Here is a 12,173-nt window from a genome sequence, read left to right on the forward strand (position 1 = left end):
ACATTTCGGCGCCCCCAAGCCGTGTCTCCGCCCCGTCTCCATGGACCGTTCTCTCCATCGGCCCTGCGAACATTCCTCCTCGCACCCACGGTTCGACGCGCCGGCTTCGCAGGAGGAACCCATAGAGATCGCCCCCGGTGTGTGGTGGGTGGGGGTGCGGTTGCTGAAGGACCATTTCCAGTGCCACACCTATTTCATTGCCAACGGTTCTGACGGGGTCCTGATCGATCCGGGCTCGCCGCTCACCATCGATGGCACCCTGGCCAAGCTGCGGCGGATCACCGATCTCAACGCCATCCGCTGGATCGTCTGCCACCACAGCGACCCCGACATCTGCGCCAGCCTGCCCAGGCTTTCAGAGGTCCTGCAACGCCCTGACGTGCAGGTGGTCACGGAGTGGCGCGCCAAGGCCCTGATCCGTCACTACGGCCATCGCTTCACCTACCACCTGGTGGAGGAGCACGGCTGGGTCCTGCCCCTGGAGGGAGATCGGCGGCTGGAATTCCAGCTGACCCCCTATCTGCACTTCCCGGGGGCGATGGTTTCCTATGACACCTCCAGCCACACCCTGTTCTCCTCGGATCTCTTCGGCGGCTTCGTACCCGACAGTGGCATTCTGGAATCGGATGATGCCGCCTACATCCTCGACAACGCGCGGCCCTTCCACCAGCACTACATGCCCAGCCGGGAGCTGCTGAGCGCCGGGCTGGCCCGCATCCGTTCCCGCTGGCCGGAGATCGAGCGGATCGCGCCCCAACATGGCCACATCGTGGCCGGCTCGATCGTCGACGACGTATTCAGGGGGCTGGCCAACATCGAATGCGGCGTGTTCTGCCTCGCCGATGCCGACGTCGACCTGAAGCGCCTGCTGGTGATCGCCGAAGCTCGCCAGCGTCTGACCGATGCCCTGATGCACCAGAGCAGCCCCCTGGGCATGGTGCGCGCCATGGCGACGATCCTTGAATCCACCGGCCAGGCCAGCGACTGCGAGCTGGCGGTGGATCTGCCGGGGGACGGCTGGACCACATGGACCACCTGGGCCACCAGTGACGGCCGTCCGGTGCGGCGGTTGCCGAATCCGGACTGGCACCACATCTGCCTGCTGGGCGATCCCGCCATGGTGCTGGCCCTGCGGGGCGATGGCTCAAGCGAGCCCTTCGATCCCGACATGCAGAGGATGCTGCGGGAGTTCGCCGAATCCATGCGCCCCTGGGTGGATCACCTGCTGGAGGACCAGCGCAAGGACAAGGAGGTGGCCGTCCTCAACACCGCTGCCCTCTGCGATCCGCTCACCGGACTGGCGAACCGACGGGCCCTTGAAGCAGAAAAACTGTCGGGGATCTATTCCCTGATCGAGCTGGATCTCGACCATTTCAAGAATGTGAACGACACCTTCGGCCACGAATCCGGCGACCGGGTGCTCAAGCAGCTGGCCCAGGTGCTGAACGCGTCAGTGCGGGAGCAGGACCACACGTATCGCCTCGGAGGGGAGGAGTTCCTGGTGCTGTTGCCGGAGGCCGACCGGGAAACGGCCCTGCTGGTGGCCGAACGGATTCGCCTCTCGGTGCGGCAGCTCAATCTGGAGGGGGATGCCCCCGGGGGGCGCATCACGGTCAGCCTGGGGGTGAGCACAAAAAATGCCACCCAGCCGTGCAACTTCTCCCAGCTGATGGAGCAGGCCGACCGGGCCCTCTATGCGGCCAAAGACTCCGGCCGCGATCGGGTCTGTATCGCCGATGACGTCAGCGTGAACTGCGGCTAGGTCCGGCCAACCCCGGTGCCGCCCCCGGCGGGGAGTACCCTCCAGTCCTGGACAGCCCATGGTGGCAACCAGGGATCCCGGTGCTTCCACCCCCGGTGATCGAGACGACCGTCCTTTCCGGGAGTAGGCGCCTGGCGCCGTGATGGATTCGCAGGCTGCCCGTTCCTTCCTTCGCGACGACCGGTCGGACGCCAGGAGACGGGCCGCGAACCTGCGCATCACCGGCACCGATGTGAGCGGCGAGGCCTCCGGGGCCAGTTGCGTAATCACCACCGACAGCGAAGGCCGGCGTCTGGCGCGCCAATCCAGCCACGTGCAGTCGATCGAGCTGCGCACTTACGTCTTCCTGGATTCGCTCCAGCCCCAGTTGGCGTCGTACATGGGCACGGTGTCCCATGGCTTCCTGCCGATTCCCGGCGATGCCTGCTTGTGGCTGGAGGTGTCGCCCGGGATGGCGGTGCACCGGGTGACCGACATCGCCCTGAAGGCCAGCACGGTGCGGCTCGGCCAGATGGTGGTGGAGCGGGCCTTCGGCTCCCTGGCCCTCTACCACCGCGATCAGAGCAATGTGCTCCACTCCGGTGACGTGGTGCTGGAGGCCATCGGCAGCCGGGTGGAACTGCGCAGCCGCTGTGAGGTCACCTGGACCGAGATCATCCGGGCGATCACGCCCGACCATGCCGTGCTGATCAACCGCCAGAACCGCCGCGGCTCGATGATCCAGGCCGGCATGAGCATGTTCATCCTCGAGACCGAACCGGCTGGCTACGTGCTGATCGCCGCCAATGAGGCGGAGAAGGGCTCCAACATCACCGTGGTCGACGTCAAGGCCGTCGGCGCTTTCGGCCGCCTCACCCTGGCGGGCAAGGAGGGCGATGTGGAGGAGGCCGCCGCCGCTGCGATGCGCGCTGTGGCCCAGATCAACGCCGGCGCCGGCGCCTGAACGCTCAGCCCAGGCCCAGCAGACGTTTCAGACCCGGGGCCATCGCCCGGGCCGCTTTGCCGCGGCTGCCCAGCCGGCTCTTGAGGTGCTCCCCCATCTCCGCATAGCTGCAACCGGCTTCGCGCACATGGAAGAGTGGGTCATAGCCGCCGCCATGGCCCGAGGGCTCCCGCAGGATCAGCCCCCGGCAGACCCCTTCCGACTCCAGCACCACCTCGCCGGCGGGGTCGGCCAGCGCCATCGCGCTCACAAAGGTGCCGCCGCGGTAAAGGGAATCGCCGAGCTCGTGCAGCAGCCGGTGGATCTTTTCGTGGTCGGTGGGGGCATAGCGGGCCGAATGCAGACCCGGGCGGCCATCGAGGGCATCCACCTCCAGACCCGAATCATCAGCCAGCGACCAGCAGCCCGTAAGGGAGGCCACGGTGGAGGCCTTCAGGCGCGCGTTCTCCGCATAGGTGAGGCCCGTCTCCTCGATCTCCAGGCCCTTGGGCTGCTGCCTCACCTCCAGGCCCACCTCCGGACCGACCCCCTCGAGCATGGACGTGATCTCGGCCACCTTGTGGGCGTTGCCGCTGGCGATCACCAGCACCGGGCGGGAAGGGGAGAGGGACAAACCGGGCCCACGGGGGGCCCCATTGTGGTGCAGCGGGGTAGGGCGGTCGCTGAAGGGGTGGGGCAGGACGGGTTGAACATTCCACCCCCGGAGAACTCCAGGGTTCCTGCCCCGGGGCGGACGATAGGGAATTCGCCACCGATCGGACGAATCGAGCCGTCAACGTTGCGCGACCAGTGACGGGCGACGGACAGATTCGCCCTTAGGTTGCCAGCAGCCTTTGGGCGCCGGAGGGCGATGCAGTCGAGCCTGGTCCTACAGAACCTGCTCTCAGCGCCGGTGCTGTTCTTCTTTCTGGGCATCCTCGGCGTGCTGGTGGGCTCCGACCTGGAGATCCCCTCCCCGCTGCCGAAGCTCTTTTCCCTCTACCTGCTGCTGGCGATCGGCTTCAAGGGGGGCATGGAGCTGGCCCACAGCGGCCTCGGTCCCCAGGTGCTTCTGACGATCGGAGCGGCGGTGGTGATGTCGCTGCTGGTGCCGCTGACGAGCTTCCTGCTGTTGCGGCTGCGCCTCGATGGCTACAACGCCGCCGCCATCGCGGCCTCCTATGGCTCGATCAGCGCCGTCACCTTCATCACGGCCGAGAGCTTCCTCAATGTGCTGGAGGTGAACTTCGACGGCTTCATGGTGGCGGCGCTGGCCCTGATGGAATCGCCGGCGATCGTGGTGGGGGTGATCCTGGCCAAACTCTCGGCCCCGGCCGAGGATCGGGAGTCCACCGGGGACCAGGAGAACGGCGGGGATCAGGAGAACGGAGGGGGGAGTCTGCGCTGGCGAGAAGTGCTCCAGGAGGCCTTTCTCAACGGTTCTGTGTACCTGTTGATCGGCAGTCTGGTGATCGGCTATGTGGTGGCGGCCTTCAGCCCGGCGGGGCTGGAGAAGATGGATCCCTTCACCGAAAAACTCTTCTACGGAGCCCTCTGTTTCTTCCTGCTCGACATGGGCATCGTGGCGGCGCAGCGGCTGCGGGACCTGCGCCAGACCGGGGCCTTCCTGATCGGCTTCTCCCTGCTGGCCCCCCCCGTGCACGCCCTGGTGGGACTGCTGGTCAGTGCCCTGCTGGGCCTGAGCCAGGGCAACACCCTGCTGTTCATGGTGCTCTGCGCCAGCGCCTCCTACATCGCCGTGCCGGCGGCGATGCGCATGACCGTTCCCCAGGCCAACCCGAGCCTGTACATCTCCACGGCCCTGGGGCTCACCTTCCCCTTCAATGTGGTGATCGGAATTCCTCTGTACATGGCGCTGACCCGACACGTCATCCCCGTCGGCTGAGCCCAGGCCCCACGCCATCCCCTCGCCAAACCTTCGCCCCGACACCATGAAACGAATCGATCTGTTTCTCAGCGAACGGGAGTTGAACCGGGTCTGCAAGGCCATCACCGCGGCCGGGGCCAAGGGCTATTCGGTGATGCGGCACGTCACGGGCATGGGGCCATCCGGGGAGATCTCCGAAGGGATGGATTTCAGCGGGCTGGGGGCCAATGCCCACGTGATCGTGTTCGTCGAGGACGCCGTGCTGGCGGCCGTGGGCAAGGCCCTGAAGCCCCTGCTGAAGCGCTATGGCGGTGTGGGCTTCGTCTCCAGCGCCGAGCCCCTCTGAACCGGGCTGGCGGCCCCGCAGGTCGCAGCGATCAAGCAAAGCTTGCTTTTTGTGTTGCACTGATCAGCTGCCCTTATCAGCCGATCGCGAAACCTTGATGGCTGCCGGGCTGCCAATCGCTTGACGGAGGGTTTGACGGAGGAGCAAGGTTGCACACGAACATTCCACCCCCCTCCTCCAGGAGCAGGTAATGGCAAACGAAACCATGGGCATCGCCCTCGGCATGATCGAGACACGCGGTCTGGTCCCCGCCATCGAAGCGGCTGACGCCATGACCAAAGCCGCCGAAGTGCGCCTCATTGGTCGCGAATTCGTCGGCGGCGGCTACGTGACCGTCCTGGTGCGGGGTGAAACCGGTGCCGTCAACGCCGCCGTCCGCGCCGGCGCCGACGCCTGCGAGCGTGTGGGTGACGGCCTGGTGGCCGCCCACATCATCGCCCGTCCCCACCGTGAAGTGGAGCCGGCGCTGAACAGCAGCTTCGGCCTGGGATCGAAGGACTGAGCGGTCAAGGCGACCCTCTGATTTTTCATCCGAACCCATCCGAACAATCCCATGAGCAAGAAGTACGACGCCGGGGTCAAGGAGTACCGCGACACTTACTGGACTCCCGATTACGTCCCCCTCGACACCGACCTGCTGGCCTGCTTCAAGTGCACCGGCCAGGAAGGTGTGCCCAAGGAAGAAGTGGCTGCCGCCGTGGCCGCCGAGTCCTCCACCGGCACCTGGTCCACCGTGTGGTCCGAGCTCCTCACCGATCTCGACTTCTACAAGGGCCGCTGCTACCGCATCGAAGACGTCCCTGGTGACAAGGAGGCTTTCTATGCCTTCATCGCCTACCCCCTCGACCTGTTCGAGGAAGGCTCGGTGACCAACGTGCTCACCTCCCTGGTGGGCAACGTGTTCGGCTTCAAGGCCCTGCGTCACCTGCGTCTGGAAGACATCCGCTTCCCGATGGCCTTCATCAAGACCTGCCCTGGCCCGCCGAACGGCATCTGCGTCGAACGCGACCGGATGAACAAGTACGGCCGTCCCCTGCTGGGTTGCACCATCAAGCCGAAGCTCGGCCTGTCGGGCAAGAACTACGGCCGGGTGGTCTACGAATGCCTCCGCGGCGGCCTCGACTTCACCAAGGACGACGAGAACATCAACTCCCAGCCCTTCCAGCGCTGGCAGAACCGTTTCGAGTTCGTGGCCGAAGCCGTTCAGCTCGCCCAGGAAGAAACCGGCGAGAAGAAGGGGCACTACCTCAACTGCACCGCCGCCACTCCTGAGGAGATGTACGAGCGGGCCGAGTTCGCCAAGGAACTCGGGCAGCCGATCATCATGCACGACTACATCACCGGTGGCTTCACGGCCAACACCGGTCTGTCGAAGTGGTGCCGCAAGAACGGCATGCTGCTGCACATTCACCGCGCCATGCACGCGGTGATCGACCGCCATCCCAAGCACGGCATCCACTTCCGGGTGCTGGCCAAGTGCCTGCGCCTCTCCGGCGGCGACCAGCTGCACACCGGCACCGTGGTGGGCAAGCTCGAGGGTGACCGTCAGACCACCCTGGGCTTCATCGACCAGCTGCGCGAATCCTTCATTCCCGAAGACCGCACCCGCGGCAACTTCTTCGATCAGGACTGGGGTTCGATGCCCGGCGTCTTCGCCGTGGCCTCCGGTGGCATCCACGTGTGGCACATGCCCGCCCTGGTCGCCATCTTCGGCGACGACTCCGTGCTCCAGTTCGGTGGTGGCACCCACGGTCACCCCTGGGGCTCGGCCGCCGGCGCCGCCGCCAACCGGGTGGCTCTGGAAGCCTGCGTCAAGGCCCGCAACGCCGGCCGCGAGATCGAGAAGGAAGGCCGCGACATCCTCACGGAAGCCGCCAAGCACAGCCCCGAGCTGGCCATCGCCCTCGAGACCTGGAAGGAAATCAAGTTCGAGTTCGACACCGTCGACAAGCTCGACGTCGGCTGAGCCGACACACGGCCCCATGCCCTGCTACCGCTGACCGATGGTGCACCCACCTGAGGTCAGCGGGGCTGGGCTTCCCATCCCATTCCCCTCAAGGATCCCCATGCCCTTCAAGAGCACCGTGGGTGACTATCAAACAGTCGCCACCCTGGAGACCTTCGGCTTCCTCCCGCCGATGACCCAGGACGAGATCTACGACCAGATCGCCTACATCATTGCCCAGGGCTGGAGCCCCCTGGTCGAGCACGTTCACCCCAGCCGCTCCATGGCCACCTACTGGTCGTACTGGAAGCTGCCCTTCTTCGGTGAGAAGGATCTCGGCGTGATCGTGAATGAACTGGAGTCCTGCCACAGGGCCTATCCGGACCATCACGTGCGCCTCGTCGGCTACGACGCCTACACCCAGAGCCAGGGTGCCTGCTTCGTTGTGTTCGAAGGCCGCTGATCCAGCGGTTCCAGCGGATCCCGGCCGGCGGTCGGGATCCATCACTTTTGATCATCCATTCACGGGGCGGACATGGCCAGGACCACCAGTCGGGAAGCAGCTCTGGAGCGCCGCAAGGCCCTCACCAACGGCGGTAAGAAAGCCTCCGCCCAGTTCATGTCCTCCCCGGGCAGGGTGCGCACGGCCGCTGACGCCCAGCGCAGCCGCACCGCAGCGGAGCCTCCCGCCCCCGCCGCTGCGGCCCCGGTCTCCCAACGCCCCGCCGCCGCCCCACGTCGTGGTGGTTCCTCCTCTCTGAGCTCCGCCCCCGCTTCCGGCCATCGCAGCAACGCCAAGCCGTTGGCGAACCCCAGCCGGAACCTGGTGCTGGAGCGCCGGGAAGCCCTGTCGCGCCGCGGCAAGCGCGCCGACACGTCCCATGACCGCACCCGTCAGGACGTGATGCGCGCCACCAAGGCGAGCGTCTCCGCCGCCAGCCCCGTCGTGGCCGCCAGCAGCGACCGTCCCTGCGGTTGCAAGGACGCCAAGGCGGCTTCGGCCGCCAGCAGCAGCGCTTCCGCCGGCCTCGGGTCCTCCCTGGCCAACCGCCAATCCCGCAACGGTGAGCGCCGTGGCGTCGCCAAGCGCACCGCCCAGCACAACCCCAGCCGGGCCATCGTCATGGCCCGCCGCGAGGCCCTCTCCAAGCGGGGCAAATCCGCCAGCGCCCCCACCAGCGCCGTCGCCGCCTCGGTGGCACGCCAGGCGAACCCCGACATGACCAGCCGCGAGCTGGCCCAGAAGGTGCGCGAACTGAAGTGCAAGGTGGGCTCCGCCGGCAGCTCCCGCAGCGGTGGTTCCCGTCCCACCGGCCCCCGTCGCGGCCAGGCCAAGATCGATGCCGCCGCTGATGCCCACTGGAAGGTGGGGGTGAGCGAGACGGTCCGGGGCCAGGTGGTCACCGGCACCCAGGCCAATCGCTCCCTCAAGACCACCGGTAACGAAGCCAGCACCTGCCGGCCGATCACCGGCACCGACTATCTGGGCGCCGAGATCTTCCGCACCTTCTGCCAGAACGAGCCAACCCCCCTCCAGCCCGCCAAGGTGCGCGTGAGCGCCACCAGCCACGGCAACCGGGTCACGGGCAACGAGGTCGGTCGCTCCGAGAAGGTCACCGGCGACGAGCCCGGCACCTGCAAGACCATCACCGGCACCGAATACATCTCCGCCAACCAGAGCGCCGCCTGGTGCGGCACTACCAGCCCCTCCCCCCGCAAGGTGGGCCTCACCCGCACGACTGCGGGCCGGCCGGTCTCCGGCGTGATCGTGGAGCGCTCCGAACGGGTCACCGGCAACGAGCCCGGCGCCAATCGCCAGCTCACCGGCACCCAGTACGTGGGTGACCAGTCCGAGGTGCCGGGTCGCGCGCCCGCCAAAGTCAGCAGCCTGCACACCCTGCGGGGCACCGGCATCACCGGCACCCACGTGGGCCGCAGCGAGCATGTCACCGGCGACGAGCCGGGCTCCTGCCGCCTGGTCACCGGTGACGAATACATCGGCACCCAGCAGTTCGAGCAGTTCTGCGGCACCACGCCGGCACCGGAAGCCGCCAAGGTGGGCTTCAGCGTGACCAACAAGGCGTTGGTGGTGAGCGGCACCCGCACCGGCCGTTCCGAGAAGGTCACCGGCGATGAACCCGGCACCTGCAAGGCCGTCACCGGCACCCCCTATGCCGGCATCGAGCAGGCCGGCACCTGGTGCTCCTCCGACCGGGTGGCTGAGATCCGCCAGCGCACCCCTGCCCGTATGGGCACTCCTGGGCACCGGCTCAGCGGCATCCAGCCCGGCATCAATGGCGTCATGACCGGCGCCGAACGCGGTGCCTGCGAGGACATCACCGGAACCCCCTACATCGGTGGCGACCAGCTGGCGGAGGCCTGCGGCGCCGCTGCAACCCAGGAGGCTGATTTTCCACAGCCCCTCACCGGGCAACCCTGGCAGCAGTTCAGCGTCCAGTCGCCGGCACGGGCCGCCCACACCGCCCAGACCTCACGCCAGCGCCCCGGTGGCGTCACCGGCAACAGCTACGAGCAGGGCAACCGCATCACCGGCCCCTTCGACATGGCCGCCGACAAGGTGACCGGCACCGAACAGTTCCGCTTCGACCGACGCGGGCCGGCGCCGGTCCGGCAGCGCCAAACGGCCGCCCCGGTGACCGTGGACGAAGATGCCCGTCCCACCTCCCGGGTCACCGGCGAGGGTCTCTCCGCCGGTCTGAACATCACCGGTGATGACTGGGGACGGGGCAAGCACGTGACCGGAACCGAGGGGGCCTCCGCACGCCGCCGCAACCCCAGCAGGGTTGGTCCGATGGCGGCCATGCCCGGTTTCCAGAGCAAGCGCAACGAGGACCTGCCCGAGCCCACCAACAAGATCACCGGATCCAGCGGCAGCACCAACTCCGGTTCCCTGATCACGGTCTCCGGCGGAGCCCGGGGCTGATCCCTGATGCCCCGCCGCCCGGCCCCCACAATCCGTCCCCTTGCTCCCAGCGCCCCCCGGCGCCGGCACGATGCAACCGGTGGCGCCGATCTCTCCCGGCGCCTGGCGGCCGTCCGGCTCGGCCAGGGGGCCTCGAGCCTGCATCCGCTGACGGACAGCGCTGCCAACGCCGCCCTCGAGAGCTACGACCGCGGCGTCAAGGACGCCTTCGATCGGATCGTGCCCGTGCTCAAGCGGCTGTCGGCCCTGCAGCACGAGGATGATTTCGTGGCACGCGCCCAAGCCCTGGCCCAGGCCGAACTCGGCTTCAGCCTGCCCCTGCCGATCCTGGAGAAGGCCTGGGTCAGCCAGCTCGACATGCGCAGCCTGTTCGCCTGGTGCGTTTTCGAAACCTACGAACAGACCAGCGACGGCTTCTTCCGCGACGATCCCCTGCAAGGCCAGCCCGGCAGCCCGGCGGCGGACGAATTCAACGCCTTCCTGCTGTCCTGCGGCTTCCACCTGCTGGATGCCACCCCCTGCGCCGATGGACGCCTGGCCCACGCCATCGCCTTCGCCCTGCGTCTGCCCTTCAGCTCGGTGCGCCGCCGGCCCCATGCCGGTGCGCTGTTTGATGTCGAGAACACGGTCAACCGCTGGGTCAAGACCGAACACCGCCGTTACCGGGAGGGCGTTCCCAACCCCGCCCACGACGACACCCGTTACCTGAAGGTGGTGCTCTACCACTTCAGCTCCCTCGATCCGACGCATGAAGGCTGCGCCGCCCACGGCAGCGACGACGCCCTGGCGGCCAGCTGCGGCCGCCAGCGGCTGATGGAGTTCCAGCAGGCGGTGGAGAACAGTTTCTGCTGCGGCGCCTCCGTCGACCTGCTGCTGCTGGGGATCGACACCGACACCGACGCCATCCGGGTGCATGTGCCGGGCATGGATGGCAGCACCCGGCTTGATCACTGGCTTGATGCCGCCACGGTGTATGAGGCGACGCGCCACCTGCAGCCCGAGGAGGCCCGGCGCCGGATCGCTGAGCTGGCCACGGCGGCGGCGGCCAGCACCCCCGATCCCGGCATGGTCCGCCTGATCTCCCGGCTGCTGGAGCACAACATCTCCCAGATCGATTACGTGCGCCAGTACCACCACGGCCACTACGCCGATGCCGGCCATGCCGAGCGCTTCATCGGCGTTGGGATCGGCTTCAAGGAGATCCACCTGCGCAACCTCACGTACTTCGCCTACATGGACACCGTTGAGGAGGGGGCCCCCGACATGGACGTGGGGGTGAAGATCTTCAAGGGCCTCAATGTGTCGCGGGGCCTGCCGGTGCCGGTGGTGGTGCGCTTCGATTACAACGGCAAGGTGCCCGGTGCCCGGGAACGGGCCGTGCGCCATGCCCAGCGGGTGCAGGAAGCGATCGAGAACCGTTACCCGGATCTTTTCGCCCAGGGCCTGCTGCATGCCCTGCTCACCGTGCGCGACCAGGAACGGCACACGCCTGCCGAGGCGGTAGGTTCCACCATCAGCCTCACCACCGCAGGAGGGCACTGACCATGTTGATCTGCAAAGTGGTCAAGCCCCTTGTCTCGACCAACCGCATCCCCGATTTCGAGCACAAGCACCTCCAGGTGGTCCAGGACGGCAGCACCCAGAAGGTGGCCGTCGACGCGGTGGGCTGCATCCCGGGCGACTGGGTGATCTGCGTGGGCAGCTCGGCAGCCCGGGAAGCGGCAGGCAGCAAGTCGTACCCCAGCGATCTCACCATCGTGGGGATCATCGACCACTGGGATCCCGACGCCGGCAAGGCCAGCCCGGCCCCGGGAGGTGGCGCCTGATGGAGATCATGCAGGTCACCGGTTCCCTGGTCTGCTCCCAGCGAGTGCCCGGCCTGGAGCACTGGAATCTGCGGGTGCTGCGCAGCCCCAAGGGAAAGCTCAGCGTCGCGGTGGATCCCGTCGGTGCCTCCCCCGGCAACTGGGTGTTCACCGCCAGTGGTTCGGCCGCCCGCTTCGCCTGCGGCAACCCGGAGACGCACACCGACCTGACCATCGGCGGCATCATTGACTTCTGGGAGCCGGACGGGTAAGCGCCGGGGGGGAACCGCCCCTGGCGGCCTGCCTCCTGTCGAGCATCTCCACTCCAGTTCCTCCTCCCCGCGCCCGTCCCATGGCCAGCCGCACCCCCCGCACCGGTCCCGACGCCACCCCAACGCCGGCCACTTCCAGCCCGGCGCCGGCCGCCAAACCGGCGACTCCGGCGGCGGTCAAACCGGCCGTGGCTGGCAACTCCGGAGCGCCAGCCGGGGGCGGCACCCCACCGGCCCTGCCACCGGCGGCAGCGGCCAAATCGGTGGCCAAACCGGCGGAGGCCAAGCC

12 protein-coding genes and 1 pseudogene are annotated in these 12,173 nt (G+C 67.6%); 12 read left to right on the forward strand and 1 reads right to left on the reverse strand.

The window, feature by feature from the left end:
* Positions 1-40 precede the first annotated feature (40 nt).
* Both VB739_RS09895 and VB739_RS09900 read left to right on the forward strand, forming a co-directional pair.
* Entirely contained in the window at positions 41-1,762 is a 1,722-nt protein-coding gene (locus VB739_RS09895) for a diguanylate cyclase (protein WP_323356909.1), read from the forward strand.
* Between the two features lie 142 nt (positions 1,763-1,904).
* Complete coding sequence (locus tag VB739_RS09900; RefSeq protein ID WP_216909734.1) at positions 1,905-2,705, forward strand: BMC domain-containing protein; 801 nt, start codon at positions 1,905-1,907, stop codon at positions 2,703-2,705.
* 4 nt (positions 2,706-2,709) lie between these two features.
* On the opposite strand, the gene VB739_RS09905 is transcribed toward VB739_RS09900, so the two are convergent.
* Positions 2,710-3,318, reverse strand: coding sequence for a non-canonical purine NTP pyrophosphatase (locus tag VB739_RS09905; protein ID WP_323356910.1), 609 nt, complete (start codon positions 3,316-3,318; stop codon positions 2,710-2,712).
* 237 nt (positions 3,319-3,555) lie between these two features.
* On the opposite strand from VB739_RS09905, the gene VB739_RS09910 reads away from it, so the two are divergent.
* The 10 genes and pseudogenes from VB739_RS09910 to VB739_RS09955 all read left to right on the forward strand — a co-directional run.
* Entirely contained in the window at positions 3,556-4,590 is a 1,035-nt protein-coding gene (locus VB739_RS09910) for a sodium-dependent bicarbonate transport family permease (RefSeq protein ID WP_323356911.1), read from the forward strand.
* A gap of 46 nt (positions 4,591-4,636) precedes the next feature.
* Positions 4,637-4,918, forward strand: a complete 282-nt coding sequence (locus VB739_RS09915) for a P-II family nitrogen regulator (RefSeq protein ID WP_259725087.1) — start codon at positions 4,637-4,639, stop codon at positions 4,916-4,918.
* A gap of 190 nt (positions 4,919-5,108) precedes the next feature.
* On the forward strand, positions 5,109-5,420 hold the full coding sequence (locus tag VB739_RS09920) for a BMC domain-containing protein (RefSeq protein WP_015107695.1): 312 nt from the start codon (positions 5,109-5,111) through the stop codon (positions 5,418-5,420).
* A 51-nt stretch (positions 5,421-5,471) separates the two neighbouring features.
* Positions 5,472-6,884: a form I ribulose bisphosphate carboxylase large subunit gene (locus VB739_RS09925; RefSeq protein ID WP_323356912.1), complete on the forward strand. Its 1,413-nt coding sequence runs from the start codon at positions 5,472-5,474 to the stop codon at positions 6,882-6,884.
* Positions 6,885-6,984: 100 nt separating this feature from the next.
* Positions 6,985-7,326, forward strand: a complete 342-nt coding sequence (locus VB739_RS09930) for a ribulose bisphosphate carboxylase small subunit (RefSeq protein ID WP_015107693.1) — start codon at positions 6,985-6,987, stop codon at positions 7,324-7,326.
* A 72-nt stretch (positions 7,327-7,398) separates the two neighbouring features.
* A complete protein-coding gene (locus VB739_RS09935; protein WP_323356913.1) occupies positions 7,399-9,807 on the forward strand; it encodes a CsoS2 family carboxysome shell protein in 2,409 nt (802 codons plus the stop codon).
* 6 nt (positions 9,808-9,813) lie between these two features.
* Entirely contained in the window at positions 9,814-11,349 is a 1,536-nt protein-coding gene (locus VB739_RS09940) for a carboxysome shell carbonic anhydrase (RefSeq protein WP_323356914.1), read from the forward strand.
* A gap of 2 nt (positions 11,350-11,351) precedes the next feature.
* Positions 11,352-11,633 (forward strand): carboxysome peptide A, encoded by a 282-nt coding sequence (locus tag VB739_RS09945; RefSeq protein ID WP_323356915.1) that lies wholly within the window; start codon positions 11,352-11,354, stop codon positions 11,631-11,633.
* On the forward strand, positions 11,633-11,884 hold the full coding sequence (locus VB739_RS09950) for a carboxysome peptide B (protein WP_323356916.1): 252 nt from the start codon (positions 11,633-11,635) through the stop codon (positions 11,882-11,884). Before VB739_RS09945 ends, VB739_RS09950 begins: the two co-directional genes overlap by 1 nt.
* An 80-nt stretch (positions 11,885-11,964) precedes the next feature.
* Positions 11,965-12,173, forward strand: a pseudogene (locus tag VB739_RS09955) (hypothetical protein); the annotation flags it as partial.

Source organism: Cyanobium gracile UHCC 0281 (assembly GCF_034931305.1).
Lineage (GTDB): Bacteria > Cyanobacteriota > Cyanobacteriia > PCC-6307 > Cyanobiaceae > Cyanobium > Cyanobium gracile_A.